Origin of the sequence: Pseudoclavibacter sp. RFBI5 (assembly GCF_002931395.1) — a bacterium.
Lineage (GTDB): Bacteria > Actinomycetota > Actinomycetes > Actinomycetales > Microbacteriaceae > Pseudoclavibacter.
Genome location: NZ_PSYA01000003.1, coordinates 108,359 through 134,430 on the forward strand (window position 1 = coordinate 108,359; position 26,072 = coordinate 134,430).

Annotated in this window: 22 protein-coding genes; 17 read left to right on the forward strand and 5 right to left on the reverse strand. The window is 67.4% G+C overall.

Annotated features, from left to right (window positions below; genetic code table 11):
• The first annotated feature begins 31 nt into the window (after window positions 1–31).
• Complete coding sequence (locus C5E06_RS02435; protein ID WP_104298285.1) at window positions 32–1,201, forward strand: glycoside hydrolase family 88 protein; 1,170 nt, start codon at window positions 32–34, stop codon at window positions 1,199–1,201.
• 16 nt (window positions 1,202–1,217) lie between these two features.
• The gene (locus C5E06_RS02440) at window positions 1,218–2,075 is read left to right on the forward strand and encodes a fumarylacetoacetate hydrolase family protein (protein ID WP_104305885.1); all 858 of its coding nucleotides are present in this window, start codon (window positions 1,218–1,220) and stop codon (window positions 2,073–2,075) included.
• Window positions 2,076–2,097: 22 nt separating this feature from the next.
• Here C5E06_RS02440 and C5E06_RS02445 read toward each other — a convergent pair whose 3' ends face one another.
• Window positions 2,098–2,319 (reverse strand): hypothetical protein, encoded by a 222-nt coding sequence (locus C5E06_RS02445; protein WP_104305886.1) that lies wholly within the window; start codon window positions 2,317–2,319, stop codon window positions 2,098–2,100.
• Window positions 2,320–2,546: 227 nt separating this feature from the next.
• Between C5E06_RS02445 and C5E06_RS02450 the strand changes: the two genes are divergently transcribed.
• A complete protein-coding gene (locus C5E06_RS02450) occupies window positions 2,547–3,395 on the forward strand; it encodes an endo alpha-1,4 polygalactosaminidase (protein WP_104305936.1) in 849 nt (282 codons plus the stop codon).
• A 44-nt stretch (window positions 3,396–3,439) separates the two neighbouring features.
• On the opposite strand, the gene C5E06_RS02455 is transcribed toward C5E06_RS02450, so the two are convergent.
• Window positions 3,440–4,438: an AraC family transcriptional regulator gene (locus C5E06_RS02455; protein WP_104240352.1), complete on the reverse strand. Its 999-nt coding sequence runs from the start codon at window positions 4,436–4,438 to the stop codon at window positions 3,440–3,442.
• Window positions 4,439–4,786: 348 nt separating this feature from the next.
• Window positions 4,787–5,899, reverse strand: coding sequence for an LCP family protein (locus C5E06_RS02460; RefSeq protein WP_104240353.1), 1,113 nt, complete (start codon window positions 5,897–5,899; stop codon window positions 4,787–4,789).
• A 314-nt stretch (window positions 5,900–6,213) separates the two neighbouring features.
• On the opposite strand from C5E06_RS02460, the gene C5E06_RS02465 reads away from it, so the two are divergent.
• Window positions 6,214–7,830 (forward strand): sugar transferase, encoded by a 1,617-nt coding sequence (locus C5E06_RS02465; RefSeq protein ID WP_258063751.1) that lies wholly within the window; start codon window positions 6,214–6,216, stop codon window positions 7,828–7,830.
• A 113-nt stretch (window positions 7,831–7,943) separates the two neighbouring features.
• A complete protein-coding gene (locus C5E06_RS02470) occupies window positions 7,944–8,285 on the forward strand; it encodes a PqqD family protein (protein WP_104305887.1) in 342 nt (113 codons plus the stop codon).
• Window positions 8,286–8,327: 42 nt separating this feature from the next.
• On the opposite strand, the gene C5E06_RS19145 is transcribed toward C5E06_RS02470, so the two are convergent.
• Window positions 8,328–9,317, reverse strand: a complete 990-nt coding sequence (locus tag C5E06_RS19145) for a nucleotidyltransferase family protein (protein ID WP_181057729.1) — start codon at window positions 9,315–9,317, stop codon at window positions 8,328–8,330.
• Between the two features lie 223 nt (window positions 9,318–9,540).
• Between C5E06_RS19145 and C5E06_RS02480 the strand changes: the two genes are divergently transcribed.
• Together C5E06_RS02480 and lepB are read left to right on the forward strand one after the other, a co-directional pair.
• Window positions 9,541–10,689, forward strand: coding sequence for a hypothetical protein (locus C5E06_RS02480; protein WP_181062868.1), 1,149 nt, complete (start codon window positions 9,541–9,543; stop codon window positions 10,687–10,689).
• A 59-nt stretch (window positions 10,690–10,748) separates the two neighbouring features.
• The gene (gene lepB, locus C5E06_RS02485; RefSeq protein ID WP_181059671.1) at window positions 10,749–11,420 is read left to right on the forward strand and encodes a signal peptidase I; all 672 of its coding nucleotides are present in this window, start codon (window positions 10,749–10,751) and stop codon (window positions 11,418–11,420) included.
• Window positions 11,421–11,730: 310 nt separating this feature from the next.
• Here lepB and C5E06_RS02490 read toward each other — a convergent pair whose 3' ends face one another.
• Window positions 11,731–12,951: an O-antigen ligase family protein gene (locus C5E06_RS02490; protein ID WP_146081280.1), complete on the reverse strand. Its 1,221-nt coding sequence runs from the start codon at window positions 12,949–12,951 to the stop codon at window positions 11,731–11,733.
• Between the two features lie 220 nt (window positions 12,952–13,171).
• Between C5E06_RS02490 and C5E06_RS02495 the strand changes: the two genes are divergently transcribed.
• From C5E06_RS02495 to C5E06_RS02540, 10 genes are all read left to right on the forward strand, one after another.
• On the forward strand, window positions 13,172–14,314 hold the full coding sequence (locus C5E06_RS02495) for a glycosyltransferase (RefSeq protein ID WP_104240360.1): 1,143 nt from the start codon (window positions 13,172–13,174) through the stop codon (window positions 14,312–14,314).
• Between the two features lie 150 nt (window positions 14,315–14,464).
• Entirely contained in the window at window positions 14,465–16,063 is a 1,599-nt protein-coding gene (locus C5E06_RS02500; RefSeq protein WP_104240361.1) for a polysaccharide biosynthesis tyrosine autokinase, read from the forward strand.
• Window positions 16,063–16,605, forward strand: coding sequence for a hypothetical protein (locus tag C5E06_RS02505; protein WP_181059669.1), 543 nt, complete (start codon window positions 16,063–16,065; stop codon window positions 16,603–16,605). Before C5E06_RS02500 ends, C5E06_RS02505 begins: the two co-directional genes overlap by 1 nt.
• A 69-nt stretch (window positions 16,606–16,674) precedes the next feature.
• Window positions 16,675–17,670: a glycosyltransferase gene (locus C5E06_RS02510; protein ID WP_104240363.1), complete on the forward strand. Its 996-nt coding sequence runs from the start codon at window positions 16,675–16,677 to the stop codon at window positions 17,668–17,670.
• On the forward strand, window positions 17,661–18,701 hold the full coding sequence (locus C5E06_RS02515; protein WP_104305890.1) for an RNA-binding protein: 1,041 nt from the start codon (window positions 17,661–17,663) through the stop codon (window positions 18,699–18,701). The genes C5E06_RS02510 and C5E06_RS02515 overlap by 10 nt, the downstream gene beginning before the upstream one ends.
• The gene (locus C5E06_RS02520; RefSeq protein ID WP_104240365.1) at window positions 18,698–19,453 is read left to right on the forward strand and encodes a cytidylyltransferase domain-containing protein; all 756 of its coding nucleotides are present in this window, start codon (window positions 18,698–18,700) and stop codon (window positions 19,451–19,453) included. Before C5E06_RS02515 ends, C5E06_RS02520 begins: the two co-directional genes overlap by 4 nt.
• A complete protein-coding gene (locus C5E06_RS02525) occupies window positions 19,450–21,696 on the forward strand; it encodes an N-acetylneuraminate synthase family protein (RefSeq protein WP_104298296.1) in 2,247 nt (748 codons plus the stop codon). Before C5E06_RS02520 ends, C5E06_RS02525 begins: the two co-directional genes overlap by 4 nt.
• Window positions 21,687–23,840: a glycosyltransferase gene (locus C5E06_RS02530; RefSeq protein ID WP_104305891.1), complete on the forward strand. Its 2,154-nt coding sequence runs from the start codon at window positions 21,687–21,689 to the stop codon at window positions 23,838–23,840. Before C5E06_RS02525 ends, C5E06_RS02530 begins: the two co-directional genes overlap by 10 nt.
• Window positions 23,841–24,010: 170 nt before the next feature.
• Window positions 24,011–24,853: a glycosyltransferase gene (locus C5E06_RS02535; RefSeq protein ID WP_146081281.1), complete on the forward strand. Its 843-nt coding sequence runs from the start codon at window positions 24,011–24,013 to the stop codon at window positions 24,851–24,853.
• A 115-nt stretch (window positions 24,854–24,968) separates the two neighbouring features.
• Window positions 24,969–26,069: a glycosyltransferase gene (locus C5E06_RS02540; protein ID WP_219820176.1), complete on the forward strand. Its 1,101-nt coding sequence runs from the start codon at window positions 24,969–24,971 to the stop codon at window positions 26,067–26,069.
• The last annotated feature ends 3 nt before the right edge of the window (window positions 26,070–26,072 follow it).

Sequence of the window (26,072 nt, forward strand, 5' to 3'; positions counted from 1 at the left end):
GGACACCACGAACTCACTCGAAGGAATTCCCATGACTTTCGCGCCCGCATCCACGACCGTGGAGAACGCGCTGGCAGCGGCCACCGAAACCGTCCGACGCAACATCGTCGCGTTCGGCGCCGCCTACCCTGACGACACGACCACCGACGGCCGCTACCTGCTGCGACCCGCGACCGAGGCATTCGCCGAGGGAGCCAACCGTGGTTGGACCACGAGCTTCTGGCCGGGCATGATGTGGCTCGCCGGCGATGTCACCGGCGACGCGGCCTTCCACGAAGCCGCCCTCGCGCACGCCGCCGACTTCGAGCGCCGCCTCTACGGGGACGAGGACCTCGAGACCCACGACCTCGGATTCCTCTACTCGCTCTCGGTCGTCACCGCGTGGAAGCAGACCGGCGATGAGCGCTGGCGCACCGCCGGGATCAAGGCGGGGGAGCGGCTCATGACGCGCTTCCTCGAGCCTGCCGGGATCCTGCAGGCCTGGGGGGACCTCAGCGACCCAGCGCAGCGTGGCCGCGCCATCATCGACAGCCTCATGAACATGCCGCTGCTCACGTGGGTCGGCGAGCAGACGGGCGACCCCCGATACGCGGATGCGGTCCGCCGCCACACGGAGCAGCTGCGCACGCAGATCTTCCGCGCCGACGACTCCACGTTCCACACGTTCTACTGGGACGCGGAGACCGGCGAGCCCCTGCGCGGGGGCACCGAGCAGGGCGCGTTCGACGAGTCGTGCTGGGCGCGCGGGGAAGCCTGGGGCATCTACGGCTTCGCGCTCAACTCGCAGGCCGTTGGCGACCCGAGGCAGCTCGAGGCTGCCTGGAGGTGCGCCGACTACTACCTCGCGCACCTGCCGAGCGACGGCATCCCCTACTGGGACCTCGTCTACACCGAGGGCAGCGACGCTCCCCGCGACAGCTCTGCCGCCGCGATCGCCGCCTGCGGGTTCTTCGAGCTCGCCGCGGTCGAGCCGGACCCCGAGCGGTCGGCGCGCGCCCGCGCAGCCGCGTACGCGCAGCTCGACGCGCTCATCGCCGAGGCCACGCCGCGGCCGGCCGAGTCCTCTGACGCGCTCCTCCTGCACGGGGTGTATGACATGCCGAAGCTCGTGGGCGTCGACGAGGGAACACTCTGGGGCGACTACTTCTTCCTGGAGGCGCTGACGCGCGCGTCGCGTCCCGACTGGCAGCGGTACTGGTGAGCGGGGGAGCAGGCGCATGAGAATCGTCACCTGGGATCGTGCCGGGCAGAGCGTGCCCGCGGCCCTCGTCGAGTCGCCAGAGGGTGATCGGCTCCTCGACCTGGCCGGTCTCGTCGCATCGACACTCGAGCTGCTCTCCGACGAGCAGCTGCTCGCGGATGCACGCGCCGCGGTCGCGTCGGCCGACGTCAGTGGCCTGCCGCTGCGCGACGGGGAGCGACTGCTCGCGCCCGTGACGCCGCGGGTGCTGCTCTGCGTCGGCTACAACTACCGCGGCCATGTGGTCGCGGGCGGGGAGGGACAGCCCGACCCCGAACGCCCCGACGTGTTCGTGAAGACCGCGAACACGCTGCTCGGACCAGACGACGCCGTGAGGCTGCCCCCACAGAGCAGCGACGTGGACTATGAGGGCGAGATCGGTCTGGTCATCGGACGGGCGGCGCACGCCGTATCCGCCGAGGACGCGCTGGCGCACGTCGCCGGCTACACCCTCGTCAACGACGTGTCTGCCCGTGACTGGCAGAACCGCACCAGCCAGTGGACGCTCGGAAAGTGCTTCGACGGCTTCGCGCCGCTCGGGCCCGCCATCGTGACGGCGGACGAGATCGACGACCCCGCAGACCTGCTCGTCGAGGTCATCCGGGACGGCGAGACGACCGTGTCGCAGAGCACGTCGACCCTCATCTTCCCGTTCGCGGAGCTCGTCTCGTACATCTCGCAGTCCATCACGCTCCAGCCGGGTGACGTCATCGCGACAGGCACCCCGCAGAAGCTGCCAGATGCACTCCGCGACCACCGCGCCGTCGCCGACGGCGACTCGGTGCGCATCCGAGTCGAGGGGATCGGCGAGCTCACGACGGTGTTCGCGAGCTAGGTCGTCTCGGCGGCACGGGAGATCACGCGAAGGTCCCGGCAGCGAGGCTCACGCCGCCGATGACGACGCTCAGGCTGCCCAGCGTCGCCAGGATCACGCTGAGCGCCTGCAGCCTGCGCTTCGAGGAGTCCTGCCGTCGAGCTGCGAGCACCGCCGCCAGGATCATGAGCGCGAAGAGCGCAGCACCGCAGGCGAGGAGCATCCACCCGACGAGCTGCAGGACCGTGTCTGGCTGGTGAACCACGCAGCGACCGTCGCCTGTCCGGCCTACGCCGACGCCGGGCGGTCGGCGGCGCGTGCATCGGGGGATGGGCCGCGGGGCGTGGTGGGGGACACCGGCACTCCTTCGTGGTGAGGCCAACAAGCCTAGGCGCGGCCCTCTTCTCGAGAGAGGTTCTCGAGGTGAAAGGCGAGGTGAAATCGACGTGGATGCACACAGAACCGAGATCTGCCGTGGAGCATGATGACGTCATGCGCGTCTCTCCAGCAGTTCTGCTCCTCGTCGTGAGTGTGTTCGTCCTCAGCGGATGCGCGCAGGGCGGGGTGGTGGAATACACCGGGTCGTACGTGCCCCTCCCGCCGACAAACGGCACCTTCGACTACCAGCTCGGCGAGCCGTACGAGATCGACGGTGGCCTCGACGTCGTCGCCCGAGACTCCACTGCCGCCCCCGACTCCGGGGCGTACAGCATCTGCTACGTGAACGGCTTCCAGACGCAGCCCGGGGAATCTGCCACCTGGCTCGACGAACGCAGCGAGCTGCTGCTCCACGACGACGCCGGTCAGCCGGTCGTCGACCCGGACTGGCCCGACGAGTACATCCTCGACCCGTCGACGGCCGAGCAGCGCGACGGCATCCTCGCCGTGATGGCCCCGATCATCACGGGCTGCGCCGAGTCGGGCTTCGACGCCGTCGAGATCGACAACCTCGACACCTTCACGCGCTTCGACGCGTCCACGAGCGGTGGGGGAGCCGGCATCGACGAGAGAGGGGCACTCGAGCTCGCGGCGGCCTACGTCGAAGCCGCCCACACTGCTGGCCTCGCGATCGGGCAGAAGAACGCGGCAGAGCTCGCCGATCGCGGCCGAGCCGAGCTGGGCTTCGACTTCGCCGTCGCGGAGGAGTGCGGTGTGTACGGGGAATGCGCCGCGTACTCGAGCGCCTACGGCGATCTCGTCCTGCAGATCGAGTACACCGATGCTCTCGCAGGAACACCTGAGGAGGTCTGCGCTGACGACAGCCGCGCTCCGCTCACGGTCATCCGCGACCGTGATCTCGTGGCACCGGACGTGCCGGACTACTTCCGGATGCAGTGCTGAGTCCTCCTCCGCGCCTGGAGGTCACTCCCCGTCGGGGGAGTCCCTCAGACCAGGGCCGACCCCGACGCGTTCTCGGAAGCGTCCTCAGACGAGCTCTCCGGCCCATCCTCCGAGGTCGGCTGTGCGCCCTGGACTCCTCCGGTCTGCGCCTCGGCCTGACCTGACTCTTCTGCGCTTGCCCGGCGGAACATGCGGAGATTCCTGAACCCGCTGTAGGCGGCTGCGGCCTTCAGGTCCTGCACCGTCGGGTCGCCTGTTCCGAGGAAGTCCTCCGCCAACGCGAGACGGGTCTCGCGCAGGAGCCTCGCGGGCGTCGTGCCCGTCTCCCTGAACACCCTGTGCAGGTGCGACTGCGAGATGCCCAGCTGCTGGCCGAGATCGACCACCGAGAAGTTCGCGTCGTGGGCCTGCTCCGCGATCAGCCGGTGCGCGCGCATCAGCAGGGTCTTCGAGGGGCCGGCCACGGTGCTCTCGCGAATCGACGAGCGCAGCACGGCGATCACCAGGTTCTCGATCGCGGTCCGCCAGGCGGGGAACCCCGGGTTGTCCTCGTCGATCGAGCCGTCAAGCGATGCCATGGCGGCGCTGGTCAGGACCTTGCGCAGGTGCGCGTTCGGTGTGCGCGGGCCGGTGTAGTTGAGCTCGTTCCCGAGCACCGCCTTGATCTTCGACCGTCGGATCCCGAACAGAAGTCGAGTCGAGGCGTCCGAGGATTCGACGCGCATGGGCTCCGAGGACTCGTGGACGTAGAACGGCGACGGCACGGAACCCTCGGACTCGTTCTGACCGTTCAGCCTCGACGTGCCGCGCATCGCGAAGCTCAGGAAGACCAAGCCGTTGTCGTCCTGGGGGCGCGGCTTGATCTGGACCACCATCGGGGTCACCCAGATGCGGCCGATGACGATCGTGGGGCACGTCGCGAGGTCGGCGAAGATCTTCACTTCGCCGTCCGCTGAGACGACCTGGAGGCCACGTGACTGGAGCCAATCGACGGCCCTCTCACCACGAAGTGCGACATCGAGCTCCGAGATCACGCCTGTCATCTCCTTTCCGACTCACATCACGGCGGGCTTCGGTGGAACGGGGAGAACCCCTGCTGTGACCGCGGAAGGATCTGCGGGTTGAACGAAGCTGTATCGAGTCTCACTCTTTGCCGCATCACCAGAAAATACGTCGCACTTTTCGGCGGGAGATGCCATGTTCTGGCGATTGTCGTGGACTGCTGCTCGGGTCTCGCGACGGAGACGTGCTTCAGTCCCGAGCATGTGCCTCGGACATGTTGGTGTTCGCAGACTCGGGCGGATTCGGTGATGCGTGGATCCGGATGCGGAGACGCAGATCGCCCCGCGCATCCAGTCGGATGCGCGGGGCGAGGAGGCGGAGCGGCCCTGTTATCGCCCGGTGGGCTGGTACTCGCTGACGGTGTCGGTCACGAGGTGCTTCTTGAGCTCCCCGATGCTGACCGTGTCGAGGAATACGACCGACTGGTCGCCGACCATGCCGGTGCCGTTGGTCGGCAGGGTGAAGCTGCGCACGTTGCTCCCGCGGATGTCCCGCATCGAGAGGCCGAGGTTGAGCATGGTCTGCAGGTCGAAGGTGCTGTCGACCGCGATGAAGGGGGAGAACTTCGTGATGATCTCCTGCACCTTGCCCGGGTTCGTCAGGGTCTCCGCCGTGAGCATCTTGTCGAGCACCGCCTTGACCCAGGCCTGCTGGTTCCGCACGCGCTGGTAGTCGCCGTCGGTGAAGGCGTAGCGCTCTCGCACGAAGGCGAGCGCTTCATCGCCCGTCAGCGTGATGGGCCCGGCCTCGAAGGTCTTGCCCTGCATGTGCGACGAGTTGAAGGCGACGTCGTTGTTGATGGTGACGCCACCGAGCGCATCCGTGATGCCCGCGAAGCCGTCGAAGTCGACCACCCCGACGTGGTCGATGCGGAGTCCGAGCAGGCCCTCGACCGTCTGGACGACGAGCGGCACGCCACCGAAGGACAGCGCCGCGTTGATCTTGGCCTCGCCGTGGCCCGGGATCGCGAGCCAGCTGTCGCGCATGATGGAGATGACCTGCACGTCGCTGCGATCGGCGGGGATGTGCACGAGCATCATCGTGTCGCTGCGGCTGCCGAGGTCGGTCATGATCGATGTGCTCCCGCTGACGCGCGAGTCACTTCCGAGCAGGAGGATGTTCATGGGCGAGCCCGCCTCGGTGACGACCTGCTCCGGGCGTCCCTCGTAGTCTCCGGGGAGGGCGTCATCGATCTTCTCGATGTTGTTGAACGCCTGGTTCACGTTCCACCAGATGATGCCGGCACCTGCCACTGCGACGATGAGGACGCCCACGAGTGTCCACAGCAGGATCTTCGGCCCACGACGCTTCTTCTTGCCGTGCTCGCGTGCCGCGCGGCGTGTGCCGCCGGAACCGCTATCAGCCTCGTGCTCGAAGAGATCTGTGAGGGCGTCGTCGTCGCTTCGAGGGCGCGACGAAGGCTGTCCTGGGGTCTGCTCCATGCAGGCGAGTATGACACGGCGCAAGTTTCGAGCACGAGTCGGGCCGAGCGATGTCTCGCTTCCCTGAAATGAAACCCAAATGCACAACAAGTGTGTTTCGGTCAGGAAAACACGCCAGAGATGCGGAAAAAATACCTGGGTGACCCTTTTGTTATGCGGGAACGTTGAGATAGTCTCAGCTAGCACCCAGGATCTCTACGATGAGCCCACAGGCCCATACAGAGCGTGGCCCGTGGCCACGGAGACCCGAAGCGCATTCCCGGAACCGACGCGGTCTGCGCACCAAGAAGTACTCATCTCTTATTGGAGCACACGTGACGCCACCCACCTCAGGGCCCGCTACCTCGCAGATCCCAGTCGCAACCGCGACTGACGATTCGCGAGACAGCGACATGCTGCCCTCGGTCGAACCGCACTTCGCGCAGACCTCCTCAGAACAGAACGCTCGGGTCCAGCGAAGCAACAAACGCCGCGCCAACTGGCGCCAGGGGTACGCGCAGCTCCTCGTTCTGACCGACCTCGCCATTCTGGCGGTCGTCATGGTGGGAGCCCAGCTCGTCTGGCTCGGCGGCGGCAACGCGGCCGTTCCCGCCGGCGGCAGCGGCTTCATCAGCAGCGAAGTGTCCTACTGGCTCGTCTCAACCGTCATCGTCGTCGGCTGGGCCTGGATGCTCTCCCTCTTCGACACCCGTGACTACCGCATCCTGGGCTCAGGGTTCGAGGAGTACCGCGGCATCTTCAACGCCTCGCTCATGCTCGCGGGAATCGTCTCGATCTTCGCCTACCTCTCGGCATTCGAGCTTGCCCGTGGATACGTGCTCATCGCCTTCCCGGTCGGCACCGTCGCGCTCCTCCTCTCCCGCTGGATCGGTCGCCAGTGGCTCGTCCGCCAGCGCAAGGGCGGAAACCTGCAGGCACGTGTGCTGCTCGTCGGCTCGCGCTACTCGGTGCTCGACCTCAACCGCGACCTCTCGCGTCGTGAAGCCGCCGGCTACAACGTCGTCGGCGCCTGCCTCATCGACGGCAAGAGCGGCGAGCTCGACCCCAACTCTCCCGACTTCCTGCCGGGAACGGATGTCCCCATCGGCGGCAACCCGGAGGACCTGGCAGGCTCGCTCGACGCCATCGGCGCCGACACCGTCGTCATCGCAGGCAACGACGTCACCTCGACGCAGTGGCTTCGCGAAGTCGGCTGGGACCTCGACCCGGACCGCCACTTCCTCATCGTCGCGCCAGGCCTGCTCGACGTGGGTGGCCCGCGCATCGTCACGCGCCCGGTCGCCGGCCTGCCGCTGCTGCACGTCGACTCCCCGAAGTTCACGCGCATGGGGCTCCTGCTCAAGCGCGCCTTCGATATCCTCGTCTCCGGCCTCCTCATCCTCGTCCTCTCGCCCCTCCTGGTCGGAACGGCGATCGCCGTGGCCGTCACCTCGCCTGGCGGCGTGTTCTTCAAGCAGGAGCGCGTTGGCTACAGCGGCGGCCGATTCACGATGTGGAAGTTCCGCAGCATGCGAGCCGACGCCGAAGAGGTGCTGAAGAAGCTGCAGAGCGAGCGCCGCGACGCGGGCAACGACATCCTCTTCAAGATGAAGGACGACCCTCGCATCACGAAGGTCGGCAAGTTCATCCGTCGCTACTCGATCGACGAGCTCCCGCAGCTGTTCAACGTCTTCGGCGGCTCCATGTCGCTGGTCGGCCCCCGTCCGCCGCTGGACCGAGAGGTCAAGCAGTACGAAGACCACGTGCACCGTCGCTTCATGGTGAAGCCCGGCATCACGGGCCTCTGGCAGGTGAGCGGACGCTCCAACCTGACCTGGGAGGAGACGGTGCGCCTCGACCTCTACTACGTCGAGAACTGGTCCATGGCCGGCGACTTCGTCATCCTCTTCCGCACGGCTCGTGCAGTCGTCGCCAGCGAGGGCGCCTACTAGGGCGAATCACGCACAGTGAGCAGCGGCGACCCACCAGGTGGGTCGCCGCTGCTTCTTTGTGTGCGCCGGTCTGTTGCACGCAGTGGATCTCAGCCGAACAGTAGGCTGGCAGGATGGATCAGGCGATAGGCGATCAGCGTCGTGAGAGCGGGCAGCTCTTCGAGGCCGTGATCACCCCGGCGCCTGCTCTGGCCCTCGTCCGCGACGATGAGAGCGGAGACCTGACCGTCCTGTCGCTCGTCGACACGAGCTGCAAGCCGCTGGTGCTCAGCGGGACGGCGGCCGTCATCTGGGACGAGCTCGACGGCGTCCGCTCGCTGAAGCTCATCGTGCGCGAGCTCTCGGCCGACTATGGGCTCGACGAGCAGGTCATCGGTGAGCAGGTGCTCGGCTTCGTGACGCAGCTGCTGGACGCCCACCTGCTGCAGATCCTCGACTCGCACACCTCCGCGTAGCAGTCGCGACGTACGCCGTCAGCATCGGGGTGGCCGACGCCGCTAGCGCTTGTCGAACGCCTTGAGATCGCGCCTGGCCTGCACAAGACCGTGCAGCCCTCGGCTCGCTCGCTTCCACCAGGCCCTGACGACGCTGATCGTGCCGTTGCGCAGCTCGGGGTCGATGGCCGCGAGATCCGCGCGAGAGGGGAAGAACGCGCGGGCCGCGATGCCCGGCTTCTCGAGGAGGGGAGCCCGCTGCAGCTTGAGCATCCAGCCCGTCATCGCGTGCTCAGCCTTGGCGTTGAGACGCCACAGGCGCAGCGCCTCGCTGGCGTTCGAGTTCGGGACGAGCGGGACATCGTGTCCGAGGTCCGTGAGGAAGCGTCGCGCGGTCTGCGTCGAGTCCGTTCCGACCGCGTCCTGCAGGATCTGCTCCGTGAGGGACGCGGTCGAGCGCGCGTCCGAGACGAACTGCGTGTCGGAGCCATCCATCTTCTTCAGCGCGCTGACGAGCTCGCTGTACTCGGTCATCTGGCGGGAGTCCGCTGAGACCTGGCCCTCCTCGCGGAGGGAGTGCAGCGCGAGGACGAGGGCGCTGCCCGCCCGATCGGGAGTGTCGATGGGGTGGCCGGCCACGGTGACCTGGATGTGGTGCGCCCACAGACGATCGAATGCCTCCTGCGGCCTGCCGAGGAAACCAGGCCAGTAGTGATGCACGTCGATGTCGTTCGGCCAGGACTCGTGGATGAGGGTGCGCGAGTGCTGCTCGAGCAGCTTCGGGAAGTCGGGCCAAGGGCGAGGGCGCCACCCGTACGCCTGGAGCGCTTCGATGAGGTCCTTCGCGCGGTCGGGCTCGACGATGATGTCGACGTCGGTGGAGTACCGGCGAGTGCGCAGTCCGAGATCGGCGGAGATCGGCCCCTTGATGACGAGCATGCGGATGCCCTGCTCGCGGGCGACATGCTGCGTGAGCGCCGTCGACAGCGCGACTCCATCGTTCACCGAGAACGCGATGGTCGCGGCGTCCGGGGACGCGGCTGCTGCGGTCACTGGGGTCCTTAGATCTGCGTCGCGAGCCGAGAGAACTCGCAAGAGCGAGCATATCGAGGTCTGCGAGTGTGTGGGCGTGCACTTCCGAGGCGTCGGACGGCACGTTCGGACCGCCTCGAAGGTGTGCTCGAAGCCTCCCTTTCGGGCGACAGCTCGAGGCGCGGGAATGGGGAGTGCTCCCCTGAGCCGTCCCAGGCCGCGCCTGCTTGGTACAGTTGCCAGCATGACGAGAACACTGCGCCTGAATCCACTTGGCGTAGACGTAGAACTTCGCCTCGATGAGAGCATCTCGGCGGAGTTCGAGGCGGATCTGCGGGAGTCCTGGGCCGACGTGACTGGCCAGCCCGGGGAAGGTGAGCCTGACGAATCACATCGTCTTGCGCTCGCTCCCTTGAGCGAACCCGAGGCGACCGACGTGGTGAGCGGTTCGGCAGCCGATCTGGCCTCGCAGATCTCGACCACGGTGACGCTCGACGCGATCGAGCACAACGGCGGTCGCCTCGTGATGCTCCACGCGGCGGGTGTCGCGCTCGAAGACGGTCGGGTCATCGCGTTCGTCGGTCCTTCTGGGCGCGGCAAGACGACCCTCGCGAAGACCCTCGGCCGCGAATTCGGCTATGTCACCGATGAGACCCTCGCCGTCGACTTCGACGGCACCGTCCTGCCGTACCGCAAGCCGCTCTCGGTCATCGTCGACTCGGCTCGGCCCAAGGCGCAGCTCTCACCCGCGAAGCTCGGGCTGCGCCCCCTCCCGCAGGCGCCGCTCAAGATCGCCGCGATCGTGCTCCTGCACCGTGTCGACGAGCACGAGCTCGTCGACGGCCCGCAGCTCTCGCCAGTGGCGACCGGCAGTGCGATCGGCTCGATGGTCCCGGAGCTGAGCTACCTGCCCGCCCTGCCGGATCCGCTGGTGCAGCTTGCGGAGCTCATCGACGCCACCGACGGCGTGCGACGGGTCACGTATTCAGAGGCCTCGCAGGTCGTTGCGCTGGTCCCCGAGATCCTCGCCGCTCAGGGCGACCTCCAGCCGTGGACATCGGGTCACAGCGTGGCAGACACGAGGACACCCTCGGCCACCGTCCGAGAGGACTCCTACCGACGCGCCTCTGGCGTCCACTGGCTGCTGTTCGAGAACGAGGCGGTCACGCTCGAATCGCGCATCGTCAGGCAACTGGCCGGCATCGCGCCTGGTCTGTGGGAGCTTCTCGGCGACTGGACGACCCTCACGAGCCTCACAGCTGCGCTCATCGAGCAGTACGGTGAGGTCCCGGACGCGCGTCACCTGGTGCAGGTGGCCCTCGAAGGTCTCGTGGAGGCGAATCTCGTCGAACGCGTGCAAGCCGCGGTCGTCGGCAATACGGCGGGTCAGTGAGCGACGGCGACCTCGCGGACGCCCCTGGCAGACGGGCGCCGCGATCGCGGTTGCGACGTGTGACGTCGCATCCGCTCTTCCATCTCGTCGCCGCGTTCGCGGTCCTCGCGCTCGTGCAGGCGTTCTTCGTGAAGGTGTACGCCATCCCGTCCGCCTCCATGGACGACACGCTCGCCGTCGGCGACCGCATCCTGGTCAATCGCCTCGCGTACCTGGGTGACGCCGAACCGATCACGGGTGACATCGTCGTGTTCGCGGCCTCTGACACGTGGGACGAGGCGCCGCCCGAGGCTCCCAGCGATCCGCTGCGATTCGCCGCACGCGTGGTGGGGGAGGTCTTCGGCATCGGCCAGGGCTTCTCGCACATCCTCGTGAAGCGCGTCATCGCGACCGGAGGTCAGACGATGGCGGTCGACCCGGCGACAGGTGGCATCGTCGTGGACGGAACCGCGCTCGACGAGAGCTCCTACGTCGACCTCGACTTCGAGTTCGTGCCAGGCACGCTCGACTGCTCCACGTCTCCGGCCTCGTTGCGCTGCTTCGACGAGTTCACCGTGCCGGAAGGCCAGATCGTGGTCCTCGGAGACAACCGCACCAACTCCTCCGATTCGCTCGCCGCGTGCCGCGGCGGAGGAGTGGACGCCTCCTGCCTGCGCACGGTCCGCGACGACGACGTCGTGGGCGAGGTCTTCTCCATCGTGTGGCCGCTTCCGCGGTTCGGCGCCGTCTGACCCGTCAGCGGCCCGGCGCGGTGGGCGCGGCATCTGCTGCCGTTTCGTGCCCCACTTGCGCCAGAATCTCCCTTTCGCGTGAGCGGTATCCGCGTTCGCAGCACAATGGACGTGCTGTCGCGATGCTGGCGCCTGGGGGCACCGGCCGCCGCTTCGCGGCGCAGGTCGGGTCTCGTGTCTGGGGAGACGCGTCCCGGCCCAGACGCTTCCAGCTCGGCCCCCTGCGCTGGAAGCACAGCGCCCGACCCGCCTCGTGCGGGTCGGGCGCTTCGTCGTCTCGTGCGCTGCCGGACGCTGCCGGGTCGGCGACCTAGCTGACGCGCTGCTGGATGGGGAAGAGCGCCCCTTCGACCTCCGGGCCCGCTGCCGCCTGACGGACGAGCCAGTCAGAGTGTCGCTGCGAGTAGATGCCGAGGCCGATGCCGATGGCGATGAAGGTCGGGAGGGTGATGAACACCTCTCCGAGGCGGAACGAGCAGAGCAGGATGACGATCGTCGCGGCCTCGACGATGCGGGCTTCAGGCGTCTGCTTGCCCTTCCCCAGGAACTGGAATCCAGCGAACGCGAGGAGCGCGAGGATGGCGAGCAGGAAGGCGTAGCCGCCCTCCGTGATGAGGCCCCAGTAGGAGTTGTGGAAGAACCAGACATCCCCGGCGACCTCGGTGGTCGCCTCTCCGAGTCCGTGGCCGTACCAGGGCGCAGCCAGTGTCTTCTCGAGCGATGCGGCATCGATTCGGTCGCGCAGCTCGTCCGATCCGGAACGTGCGGCGTAGGCGCCGACCTGCGAGAGGTTGTTCTCTGCATAGAAGAACCCGCCGAGCAGCACTCCGGCGAGGACGACGCGGAAGAACGGGCCGAGGAAGCGCGCGAGGACCAGCCAGATGATGGCTGCGGCAAGTGCGGCCATCGAGGTCCGAGAGTCGGTCAGCACCACTGCCCCCAGGCCGAGGCCGGTGAGGGCGATTCGGGTCCAGAGGCGCCTGTAGATCAGGAAGAGGAGCACGGTCATGATCGCGTACGTGAATCCGGCGACGTTCTTGTCGTTGAGGAAGCCGGTGAGGAGCCCGCCGTAGGTGTCCGGGGCGAGCCCTGCGTAGAAGAGCGGGATGTTGGCGAGCAGCCCGACCGAGAATCCCTTGAGGCCCGAGACGATGTCGATGCGTCCGCTGGCGATGAAGCCGGCCAGGAAGAACAGGATGAGGATTCGGCCGAGGCGGGTGATGTCTGCCTGACTCGGGCCCGTCGCGATCGCCACGATGACGAGGAACGTGACGAGGAGGACGCTGATCGCCGCGAACCAGGTCGTGCCGCTCAACTGCCTGGTGGGCCGACGGAAGGCGGCGACGGCGACGAGGAGCAGTCCGGCGACGTCGTTCACGGGGAGCCCGATGCCGGGTGTCGCGATGCGGACGACGAAGAACATCATCAGCACGGCATCGATGATGCGAGTGCTGCCGACGGCAAAGATGGAATCTCGAACGAAGTCCGGAGTTTTGCTGATGGCCCCTGCCAACGGAGAATGCTCTGTCACGTTCCGATGCTACGGTGTTTGCCGGTGCTGTCCAACAGCGCCGCTGCAGAGCGGTTCCGGGGGGAAGCGATTCTGCGGGATCGTTGCTCCTCGGCCACAGGGCTGAGCCGGCCTGCATAGAATGTGGGGAGTCGGGTTTCTGGAATTCCAGGATCCGCATTCGGGGAATCTGCATTTCACCTCCCATTGGTGGCCCATGAACGAAAACCGAGGTGGTGGAATGCGCGCGACTGGCTCTCCGCGTCCCCGCGTCGCGATCGCCCACGACTACATCACGCAGCGCGGAGGCGCCGAACGTGTTGTGCTCTCCCTCAGCCGAGCGTTCCCCGAGGCGCAGGTCTTCACGACGCTCTACGAGCCGGAGACGACGTTCCCCGAGTTCCGCGACATCGACATCGTCACGTCCCCGCTGAACAAGGTCGGGCCGCTCCGGAGAGACCACCGCAAGGCGCTGCCGCTCCTGGCGGCCGCGAGTTCCGGCATGCACATCGACGCCGACGTCGTCATCGCATCGACAACCGGGTGGGCGCACGGCTTTCGAACCACCGGAAGAACGATCGCGTACTGCCATTCGCCCGCCCGCTATCTCTACCTGAGCGACCAGTACCTCGGCGGCGCTGGCCGTCTCTCCCCTGCGCGAATGGGCCTGCGCATGCTCACGCCGTTCCTCAAGCGCTGGGACCAGAAGGCGGCAGCCAGCGTCGATACCTACCTCACGAACTCGTCCATCGTGCAGCAGCGAGTCTCCGATGTGTACGGGCGTTCGTCAGAGCTGCTCTTCCCACCGCACAGCGTCGACATCAGCGGGCCGAGAACCGCAATGCCAGAACTCGCTGACTTCGTCGGCGGCGGTGGGCACCTCCTGCTCGTGTCGCGCCTGCTTCCCTACAAGAACGTGGACGCCGCGATCCGAGCCGTGGCGGGCCTGCCGAACGAGCGCCTCGTCATCGTCGGCGACGGTCCCCAGCGGGCTGAGCTGTCGGCGATGCTGCCGGACAACGTCCGCCTCGTCTCCGGCATCAGCGACGAGCACCTTCGCTGGCTGTACGCCAGGAGCCGCGCGCTGATCGCGCCATCGCATGAAGACTTCGGACTGACCGTGATCGAGGCGGCGGCGTGGGGCAAGCCCAGCATCGCCCTCCGGGCCGGCGGGTACCTCGACACCGTGCGCGAAGGGGCCACTGGACGCTTCTTCGACGTGCCGACCGCCGCCGCGATCGCGGACGCCGTCGCGGCCTCGCGCTTCCAGGTCTGGGACGTCGCGGCCATCAAGGCCCACGCCCACGGATTCTCCGAACAGGCGTTCGCGCGGCGGCTGCACGAACTCGTCGACGAAGCGGCCACGCGCCGTGGGGAGAAGTGACATGCGCGTGTCGCGCGATGCCGCATCCCTGGACCGCATGAACGGCCAGCGGATGGCGTTCGGTGCGTCCAGTTGTTACTGTGAGTTGTCCTCGCGCACGGGTCTCATGCCCGTGCGCGGAATGTTGTGTCTAGGAGAGGCGTACGCGCTGTGACGGTACTCGATTTCTTGCGTCTCACCGGCAAGAGCTGGAAGATCCTCGCTATCGGGGTCATCGTCGGGCTGCTGGCCGCGTTCGGCTACACGCAGATCCAGCCGAAGGTCTACGAAGCCGACTCCGCAGGATTCGTCATCGCCGGCAGCTCCGGAGAGTTCTCGTCCATCGACGGCTCGGAGCAGGCGATCACCAAGGCGAACTCGTACCTTCCCCTCATCACGAGCCAGCCCGTGTACGCCAAGATCGCCGAGAACCCCAACTCCGGACTCGCCGCGGGCGAGACGCTGACCGGTCGCCTCTCCGCGACGGTCGCACCCAACAGCAACCTCATCCAGGTCAGCGCCAGTGCCAGCACGCCTTCATCGGCGGTCGCGCTGGCCAACGGGGCGCTGCAGGCGATGGCCGACGTCATCACGGAGATCGAGACGCAGGTCGGGGGCGGAACCTCCGGAGTCACCGTCGTTCCCCTCCAGAACGCCGTCGAGCCAACGTCGCCGGTCAGCCCCAACCTCCGCAACAATCTCATCATCGGTGGTGCCATCGGCCTCGTGCTCGCCTACGCCTTCGCGCTCCTGCGTCGCTCGCTCGACGTCAAGGTCCGCGACTCGAAGGACCTCGCAACGGCCTCCGGCGCCGGAACGCTCGGTCGCATCCCGAAGTCGCCGCAGCTCATGGGCAAGAACCGGGGCACGAACGACGCCGACGCCATCGCCGCCGAGTCCTTCCGGCGACTGCGCACGAATCTCCGCTTCGCGAGCGTCGACGAGGAGATCCGCTCCATCGTCGTGACCAGCGCCAACGCGGGTGAGGGCAAGTCGACCGTCGCGACCTCGCTCGCGCAGGTCCTGGCGCAGTCGAACACGCCGACGATCCTCATCGACGCGGACCTCCGTCGTCCGACCGTCGCGACCGTCCTCGGCATCGACGGCAAGATCGGTCTGAGCGAGGTGCTCAGCGGCCAGGTGTCGCTCGAGGATGCGCTCGTCGGCTCGAAGATCCCCGGGCTCTACGTACTTCCGTCCGGGCGCATCCCCCCGAACCCGTCGGAGATGCTCGGCTCGGAGGCGATGAAGTCCATCGTGAGCCTGCTCTCCAAGGACTACATCGTCGTCATCGACGCGCCCCCGCTGCTGCCCGTCACCGACGCCGCCGTGCTGTCCACGCGCGTCGACGGCGTCGTGCTCGTCGCCTCCGCGGGTCGTACCCGCCGGGAGGACGTGATGGCCGCGCGCGACATGCTCAAGCAGGTGCACAGCCGCATGCTCGGAACGGTGCTCAACATGGTGCCCCCGCGCGACAGCGCAGACGGCTACGAGTACCGCCGCAACCGCAGCTACTACGTCACCGCAGACAAGAAGGGCATGCCGAAGTTCAAGGCGGTCAAGGGGCACACCGACCCCTCGGAGCACTTCGGTGCCCAGCCTGACGTGGCCGCACCGCAGCGGGAGTCGCTGTCGCCCTCCCGCCCGGCCCAGCCGGCCGCCGAGCAGGCTGCTCCTGTGCAGCCGCAGGCGGGCCCCGTTCCGTCCTCGGCTCCGACTGCCGTCGCAACCGAGCAGCCACAGAGCCGTCGATCGCGCAGAGGCGCTTAGTGCCGAGCCTGCTCTTCGTCTGCCACGCGAACATCGCGCGCTCGGCCGCGGCCGAGTTCCTCGCGCGTGCGCAGCTCGGGCCTGAGAGCGACTGGCAGGTGTCGAGCGCTGGCGTCCGTGCTCTCGTCGGCGAGGACATCGACCCGACGATCTCGGCGGCCGTCCGTGAGCTGGGCGTCGAGCCGACGCCCCACGCGGCGCGGCAGGTCGACGTCTCCATGCTGAAGGAGGCAGACCTGGTGCTCGCGTTCGAGGGTGCGCACCGATCGTGGATGCTCAGCGAGTCGCCCAAGGCCGTCCGAAACACCTTCACGATCCGCAGCGCGGCACGGCTGCTCGAGACCATTCCCCGGCGCGCGGCGCCGCTGCCATTCCTCGCGCATGTCAAGACCCCGCCGGGCGGCGACCTCGACTTCGCGGATCCGTACGGCCGCGGCCCCGCGGTGGCCAAGCAGGCAGTCGCCGAGATCGACGCCCTCCTGGCGACCATCCTCCCGGGCATCGACGCGATCGCACGGACTCCCCGTCTGCAAACGACCTGACCTCGAGGGAATGAACGTGGACATGTCACGCTGGCGCCGCGCGAGTGCGGGTTGCGCGGGAGCTGGCGCATGCTGAAGCGCCTGCTCATCGTGAGTCCCGACTTCCACGGGTACTGGAAGGCGGTTGCCTCGGCGTTCGAGTCGATCGGCTATTCGGTGAGGGTGCACCGCTACGACAGTCACGCGACGTTCGCCGATCGGTTCCAGAACAAGCTGCTCCATGACCTCCCGGAGTCGATGCGGTCTCGTGCCGCGGCGGAGAAGGCCACCTCGCGCGCAGTAGAGCAGTTGCGCGCAGAGACCTTCGAGGCGGTCCTCGTCATCAAGGGCGACCAGCTCGGCGACGCCTGGTGGGAGGCCCTGAGCGCACAGTCGGTACCGTCCGTCGTCTGGCTGTACGACGAGATCCGCAGGACCAGGTACACGCCGGAGTTCCTGGCGTCGACCGGTCGCGTCGCGAGCTACAGCCACGACGACGTGCGCCTCCTTCGAGAACACGGCGCGGATGCCGTCTTCGTTCCCCTCGGCTTCGACTCGAGCCAGTCGTTCGCGCGCGTCGAGGTGCCGGCGGTGACGCTGGTCGGTGCCCGCTACCCGAATCGCGAGCAGCTGGTGCGCGGCATCCAGGGCTCTGGAGTTCCCGTGCGCGCGTACGGCCGCGACTGGTCACGGAAGCTCTCCGACGTCGTGAGGACGCGACGCTTCCGGTCGGCAGGCGTGCCTGCCAGCGGAGACCTGACGCGGGGCGCCGCGTACGGCGTGATGGCGGGAAGCCTCGCGACGTTGAACGTGCACGCGAATCAGGACGGCTTCACCATGCGCACCTTCGAGGCCGCAGGCGTCGGCGGGCTCGAGCTCGTGGACAGGCCCGATGTGAGCGAGTTCTACGACGTCGGCAAGGAGGTGCTGGTGTTCGAGAGCGTCGAGGAGATCGTGGAGTCGGCGCGTCGCGCGCAGCGCGAGCCCGCGTGGGCCGCCCAGGTGCGCGAGGCAGCTCGCAGACGGACGTTGGCCGAGCACACCCTCGAGCACCGCGCTCGAGCATTGGAGGCGCTGTGGGACTGAACATTCCGGAGGACCTCGAGGCGTGGCAGCGCTGGCAGAATTCGAGGTCCCTCAAACGCCAGATCATGACCCGTGTGCGGCGTCCCTCTGGGGAGCCGGAGTTCACGCTCATGGTCAACGGGCCCGAACCGCGTCTGCTTGTCCTCATCGATGTGCCCACCCCCAGTGCGGTCGCGGCCTACGCGGAGCCCTTGCGGTTCCTCGAAGGCGAACAGGTCGCCGTTCTCGCGCCGAAAGACCTCAGCGGGATGCTCGACGGCAGCTGGACGAGCCGTCGGCTCAAGGGGCTGGACCTCCCGGGGGAGCTCCGCGGCGTTCGTGCCGTCTTCGCAGCAGGTCACTTCCTTCCCGCTGGGGCCGTCGGCTACCGCTGGAGCAGGCAGCTCGGGGCACGGTTCGTCGTGGCCCAGCATGGCTTGACGACGCCGTTCGCGCCGCCGTTGGCTCGCGGCAGTCACCTGCTCGCGTTCTCCCAGGACGACGCCGAGTTCTGGAAGTCGGGACGAGGTGATGTCACGCATGAGGTCGTGGGTGCGCAGCTGCTCTGGCATGCCTCGCGTCGCAACCGCGGGCGTCCCGAAGGTCCCGGAGACGCGACTCCCGTCTTCCTCGGCCAGCTGCACGGTGCTGAGCTGTCTCGGTGGACGTCGGCGAGGACCGCCCGGACGTTCTGCACGACGACCGGTGCCGAGTATCGTCCGCACCCAGCGGAGACTGACCGCCTGTCGCGTCTGCAGCACCGCGCCTGGCAGCGGCGCGGAGTGCGTTTCGAGAGCTCGGGCCAGTCGCTCGCGACCCTCGACCGGCCGGTCGTCTCCGTCTTCTCCACGGGGGTCCTCGAGGCCGCCGCCGCCGGCCAGGATGCCTGGGTGACGTGCGTCGACCCGCCCGAGTGGGTGCGCGACTTCTGGACACGGTATGGTCTTTCGCAGTGGGGCAGCGATTCGACTCCTGCCCCTCCTGTTCCCCAGACAGAGCCAGCACAGTTGATAGCCGCGAGCATCTCGCGGATTCTGGAGGAAACAGTATGAGGATCTTGTGCGTCATCCCCGTGCGGGGAGGCTCCAAAGGCATCCCGGGCAAGAACAGGCGCCGAGTCGCCGGCAAGCCACTGGTCGCCTGGACCATCGAGCAGGCCCTCGCGGCGCGTCCCCAGATGGATGTCCTCGTCTCCACCGACGACGAGGCCCTCGCCGCCATCGCACGGGAAGCCGGCGCGCAGGTGCCGTGGCTGCGCCCCGCGCACCTCGCTGAAGACACGACGGCGACCGAGCCGGTGGTCGAGCACGCCATCGCCGAGTACACGGCCGCCGGGCGACGACCGGATGCCGTCATGCTCCTGCAGGCGACCTCGCCCGTGCGGCTTCCGGGCACCCTCGACCGTGCGATCTCGCAGTTCGCGGCGACGGGCGTCGATTCGATGGTGGGTGCCGTGCCCCAGACGCCGTTCCTCTGGCAGTACGGAGCGGCAGAGGGGGACCAGCCGAAGGCGCACTTCACGATCGGCGCGAGGCCCCGCCGCCAGGAGCTGCAGCGCACGCAGATGTTCTACCGCGAGACGGGCTCGCTCTACCTCACGAAGACCGAGATCTACGAGCGGGAGCACAACCGGCTCGGTGGCACGATCGGCATCTTCGAGATGGATGACCTCGAGGGCGTCGACATTGACACCGAGCTCGATCTCTCCATCGCAGACCACCAGCTCTCCCAGCTTCATCCTGACGCGGCCGCCGCTCCGTCAGCGCACACCGCAGCATCGACAGACAAGGACTCCGCTCAGTGATCTTCGAGCGCAACCTCACCCCGTACATCGTCTTCGCGGAGGACCCGATCGTCGTCGGTCTGCAGAAGATCAGCGCGAACCAGCAGCGCATCGTCTTCTGCGTCGACGAGCACGGTCGTCTGCGCGGCTCGCTCTCCGACGGTGACTTCCGTCGCTGGATCGTCGCGAACCCGACGGCCTCGCTCGACGTCACGTGCGTCGAAGTCGCCAACACGAGCACCCGCACCGCGCCGGCAACGTCGACGCCGTCCGAGCTGGCTCCGCTGCTCGGGCACGGCGGCATCACGCACCTGCCGCTCGTCGACGAGACGGGCCACCTGATCGCCGTCGCCATCGACCGCAATGATGTGCTGCGCATCGGTCGGCACGAGATCGGCGCCGGCCACCCCGCGTTTGTCATCGCGGAGATCGGCAACAACCACAACGGTGATGTCGACCTCGCGAAGCGACTTGTCGACCTCGCCGCCGACGCGGGCGCCGACGCCGTGAAGTTCCAGCTGCGGGACATGGACGCGCTGTACCGCCAGAGCGGCGGGTCGACGGCAGGCGAAGACCTCGGAGCGCAGTACACGCTGGATCTCCTCTCGCGCGTCTCGCTCCCCGCGGAGAAGCTGTTCACGGTCTTCGACCATGCGCGCGACCGCGGTGTCGACCTCATGTGCACGCCGTGGGACGGACCGAGCGTCCAGGCGCTCGTCGACTACGGCATCGAGGGGCTCAAGATCGCCTCCGCCGACCTCACCAACCACGAGCTGCTCCGCGATGCGGGCTCGCGTGGGCTCCCGCTCATCCTGTCGACCGGAATGTCCCGGGAGTCGGAGATCCTCGAGACCGTCGGGCTCATGCGCTCCCTGGGTTCCAGCTTCGCGCTGCTCCACTGCCAGTCGACATATCCGGCACCGTTCAAGGACATCAACCTCGCCTACCTCGACCGGCTCGCGGAGATCGGCGACAGCATCGTCGGCTACTCGGGCCACGAGCGCGGCTGGCACGTGCCCGTCGCTGCGGTCGCACGCGGGGCGCGCATCATCGAGAAGCACTTCACCGTCGATCGCGGCATGGAGGGCAATGACCACACGGTCTCGCTGCTCCCGGACGAGTTCGCGCAGATGGTCGAGCAGATCCGAGACATCGAGCTTTCGTTGGGGGACGCGGCACCGCGAGAGGTGTCCACGGGCGAGCTCATGAACCGGACGACGCTCGCGAAGTCGCTGGTCGCGGCGCGAGAGCTGCGCGAGGGCGAGGTGCTGCGAGCTGAGGACATCGCCGTGAAGAGCCCCGGTCGCGGACTGCAGCCGAACCGTCTCGACGAGCTCGTGGGTCGCGCGGTGAACCACGACATGGCGGAAGGCGAGTTCTTCTTCGAGAGCGACCTCACCGACACCGCTTCCGTCGGGCGAGAGTTCGAGTTCCGTCGCCCGTGGGGCCTCCCTGTTCGGTACCACGACTACAAGAAGCTCATCGAGAACTCGACTCCCGACTTCCTGGAGTTCCACTTCTCGTACAAGGACCTCGAGGTCGACATCGACAGCTTCTTCACGGAGCCCCTCGACATGGACTTCACGACGCACCTGCCAGACCTGTTCTCCGGCGACTTCCTCGTCGACCTCGCATCGACGGACGACGAGCACTGGGAACGGTCGATCCGCGAGGTGCAGCGGACCATCGACACGACCCGCAGCCTGAAGAAGTGGTTCACGCGCTCGAGCGAGCCGATCATGGTCGTCACGATGGGCGGCTTCACGAAGGACAAGCACGTCCCCGCTCAGGCGCGCACCGCCATGTACGCGCGGATTGCGGATGCAGTGCAGCGTCTCGACACGGACGGCGTGCGGATCGCGGCGCAGACGCTTCCGCCGTTCCCGTGGCTCATGGGAGGCCAGCAGTTCCACAACCTCTTCCTCGATCCTCATGACACTGCGGAGTTCTCGGCGACGACGGGGACGAAGCTCTGCTTCGACGTGTCTCACTCGAAGCTCGCGGCGAACTTCCTCGGGATGCAGTTCTCCGACTACACGGAGCTCGTCGCGCCGCACAGCATCCACCTGCACCTCGTCGACGCGACGGGGGTCGACGGCGAGGGTGTCCAGGTCGGCGATGGCGAGGTCGACTGGCCGCTGCTGGCGGGCCAGCTCGACGAGTTCGCGCCGGGTGCCCCGTTCATCCCTGAGATCTGGCAGGGTCACATCGACAACGGCCAGGGCTTCTGGACGGCGCTCGATCGGCTCGAGAAGTGGCTCTAGAGGCACGGGCAGCACCTGACGGAGGCCGCTCTTCGCGGCCGATCGCGCTCTGGGTGATTCCTGTTGCCGACCTGGGCGGGGTCGCGCGTCACGTCCTGGACGTGGTCGAGGCGGGCATTCCCGGCTTCGAGCTCGTCGTGCTCTGCCCGGAGGGGCCTCTCGTCGATCGTCTCCGTGCCGTCGGCGCACGCCTCGCCGTGGGCAGGGTCGGGCCAGACGCCGGCCTGAGCCGGTCGATCCGGACCCTCAGGTCGGCGGCGCGCCGCCTCCGGCCTGCTGTCGTGCACTCGCATCTCGCGTACGCGGATGTCGTCGTGGCCGCCACGCCCCTGCCACCTGGCACCGTGCGCGTCACGAGCGAGCACGGTATCGCCGGCGAGGACAGCGTCTATCACGGGTCCTCCTGGAAGTCGCAGCTCATGGCTCGGGTGCACGGAGTGCGGCTCCGTCGGTTCGAGGGCGTCATCGCCGTCTCCGAGGCGACCAAGCAGGCGATGCTCGCGAAGTGGGGCCCGAAGCAGCACGTGCACGTCGTGCACAACGGCGTCGACCGGCTGCCCCCGCACGCGGTGCGCGCCTCCGACTCCCTGCGCGTGCTCGCCCTCGCGCGGCTCTCTCCCGAGAAGCGCATCCCGCAGCTCATCGATGCGTTCGCTCGCGTGCACGCGCAGAGACCGGGCGCCAGGCTGACGATCGCCGGGGTCGGCGAGCTGGGCGCGGAGCTGCGGCGTCGGGTCAGCGACCTCGGCCTCGCCGACGCCGTCGACTTCCCAGGGTTCGTGGACCCCGACGCGGCCATGGCGGAAGCCGACGTGCTGGCGCAGCTGTCGGTCTGGGAGAACTGCTCCTACTCGCTGCTCGACGCGGCCAATCGTGGGATGCGCATCGTGGCCTCCAGAGTCGGCGGAAACCCGGAGATCGTCGCGGAGGCCGGACTCGTCGACGCCGAAGATGTCGCGCAGGTCGCGCGTGCGCTCCTGGACGCCGACGCCGTCACGACGCTCGACGACTGGCCGTCGGTCTCCGACATGACCTCAGCCATCGCCGGTGTCTATGCCGAGGCGGGAGTCACGTCCGACCTGCCGGGCGGCCTCCCGGACCACATCACCATCGCCACGAACAACGGCGACATCGGCGGGGGAGAGGTGATGCTCCTCAACATCGCCGCCGTGCTCGAGGAGCTCGGCGTCGACGTGACCATCGTCGGCCCCTCCGAACCGGGGGAGCTGGTCGCTGCGGCGCGGGGCGCCGGGCATCGCGTGGTGGAACTCGAGGCGGCCGGGCGGGGATCCTGGATGCTCGCGCTCCGCCGCTGGGATGCCGCACAGCGACGTGGAGTCCTCTGGTGCAACGGGCTCGTACCCGCCGCGGCGAGTGCAGGGCACCCTGGTCGAATCGTGCACCTCCACCAACGCCCATTGGGTGCGCTGCGCGTCCTCGAGCCCTTGGCGCGCTTCAAGGCGCTCACGACGCTCGTGCCATCCGCGTCGATGGCGGCCGCCGTCGGCAATGCAGCGGTGCTGCCGAACTGGAGCCAGAGCCCCGGCACACGCAACCGGGTGTCGAGCGGACCGCCGATCGTGCTCGGATTCCTGGGCAGGCCATCCATCGACAAGGGCGTGGACGTGCTGGCCGCCGCCGTGCAGGAGCTGGAGGCGCGCAAACCTGGGCGCTATCGGCTGCTGCTCGCCGGCGAGCCGCGATTCGTCTCGAAACAGGCTCAGCTGGCCGTGGAGAAGGCGTTGCAGCCCGTCGCGCACCTCACCGACCGGCCGGGCTGGGTGGCGCCAGCTGCGTTCTTCGATCGCATCGACCTGCTTGTGGTCCCTTCGGTGTGGCCCGAGCCGTTCGGACTCGTCGTGACCGAAGCGATGGCCGCGGGAGTCCCGGTGCTCGTCAGCGACGCTGGGGCCTTGCCGGAGATCGTTCCGCCGCAGAGCGGCGACGTGTTTCCTGCCGGCGACGCACTCGCACTCGCGGCAGCTATCGAGCGGAAAATCGAGCGTGGGCTTGACGGCAACGTGGACGCGAACGCGCGGCGTTGGCAGGACCACTACTCCCCGAGTGCCGGCGCGGCTTCGGTGAGTGAACTCCTGCGTCTGGTGCTGGTAGGTCAGCCGCTCGGGAAGTCGAGGTCAGCGTGAACGATGGCAATTGGCACTTCTACTGCGAAGATTCAGAGGTAGCAAGCGTTGCCCGGCACTGGAGACCGGACGAGGATCCCGAGAAGTTCGCATCGGGATTCGGGCACAACATCCTCGAGCTCTTCGCGCGTTTCCGTGATCGGGGGTACGACGTCACGCTCGGACCGGATGTGCCGGGCGGCACATCTCTTGTCGTCGCCTTCATCTCGGACTTCGTCAACCTCCGGACGGCGCTGGTGCTGTCGGGATTCCCGTGTCTGATGATCCGCAGTGATTCCGCGTTGCAATTCGACGCACCATTCCGGCCAGACCGTGTGATCGTGCCGAATCGTTCGGCGTACTGGACTCAGCGCTACGGTGCTGACGCCGAGTACCTTCCTGCGCTCCCGCAGAGGGGGCTGATACCCAGGGATCAGACGAGGACGGTCTTCGAGGCGATCACGCTGAAATGCAATCCGGAGCATGTGCCGAAGGTTCTCCTTGAGCCCGACATGGTTGCAGGCATCGTCGCAAGCGGCTTCAGCTTGCACATAGATTCTCCAAGCACGACAAACGGCAGCGATCAGACCTGGCATGACTTCAGCAACGCTGATCTCACCTTGTGCATCCGGGGCAGCATGGTCGACAACGCCGATGTGCGGAAGCCGCCCACGAAGCTCATCAACGCATGGAATGCCCGCACGGTGCCGATTATCAGCGGCGAGGCCTCGTATCTCGAGCTCGCGAGCCCGGGAGAGGACAGCCTGCTGATCAACGACGCTCGAGAGCTTCAAGCGACGCTCGCACGGTTGCGGGCTGAACCCGAGGCGTTCGAGCGCATCCGCCTCGGGGCGGCACGCCGCGCCGATGAGTACTCGCTTGTGAAGCTCGTCGACGAGTGGGCAGCCCTCTGTGGTCGAGTCGAGCGTCAGCGCATCGGCTCGCTGGAGCGGTGGCAGCGTGTGTTGCGCATCCTCTCCGTGAAGATCTCGAATCGACTCCAGCGGCGACGCTCGGCTTCCACGTCGAAGTGAGCTCTGCGTTTCATCGCCGTGCTGGTGAACATCGAATGTCGACACCCATCCTGTCCACCTCCTTCTCCAAGGAATGCCCGTGAGACTCTTCTACCTCAACGACAGCCCGCTTCGTGTGACTGCGGATGGCAAGCTCGGCATATTCGCGAAATCCATGACGGGCTTGGCCGAGTACGCGAAGAGGTGGCCGGGCAAGGTGCTCGTGTCCTCGCTCGAAGCTCCTCTTCTCGCCGAGGAAGACGACCCCCAGATGATGTGGGCCGATCACGATCTCGCCGCTGACCTCGAATTCATCCCGCAAGTTGACGCGCCCGCCCTCTCCCGACTCGGGGCTGACCTGGTCATGCATTCAGTGGTGGGACCGCTGAGTCAGTCGCTTCTCGGCCATCACTTCAAGGTCATCTTCACTGACGACTGGTCGCCCGCCGTTCGCCTTGAGGTTGGTCTCGTCACGGCCCGTGGAGCTGTCGACCGGGCCCGCATCAGAGTCGGCGCGCTTCGGCGCACGAGGCGTCTGGATGCCCTCGCGGCCCGAGCCGATGGTTTTCAGTGCAACGGTCACTCGGCAGCCGAGCACTACAAGGCCGTGAACCCCTCCACGCATATGTACTTCGATCACAGGATGCGTGCAGGTGACATGGCTGCCGCAAGCCGTCGGGAGCACTGGCACGGCGATCGGCCGTTGCGAATCGCGTACTCGGGCCGTCTGACCGAGATCAAGGGAGTGAAGTTGATCGAGCCGTTCATCGCGGAACTCGAACGGAGATCGATCAGCTTCGAGTTCACGATAATCGGATCAGGAAATCTGGAACCGGCGCTCCGCCGGCTCGAGTCGAAGAATGTGCGCTTCGCGGGATTCCTGGACTTCGAGAAGGACTGGAAGCCCTTTGTGCGGAGCGAGGTCGACCTCATGTTCCTGCCGCACGTTCAGGGGGATTCGGCGAGTACGTACTTCGAGGCGATGGGTTCGGGGGTTCCTGTCCTCGGCTTTCACAACAGGACGCTCACGCCGCTGCTGGCCGCTGGCGGTGGTGGCTGGGCCGTAGCAAGACCAGACGTGGTCGCGGCGGCAGCAGTGACTGAACGGCTCGCGACCGGGCCGATGGAGCTCGAGGTTCAGGCCCGCCGTGGACTCTCGTTCATGGAGGCGGTCCCCTTCGAGACCACCTTCGACGAGCGAGTGAACCACTTTCGAGCGATCGCTGGCGCGTCGTAGCTT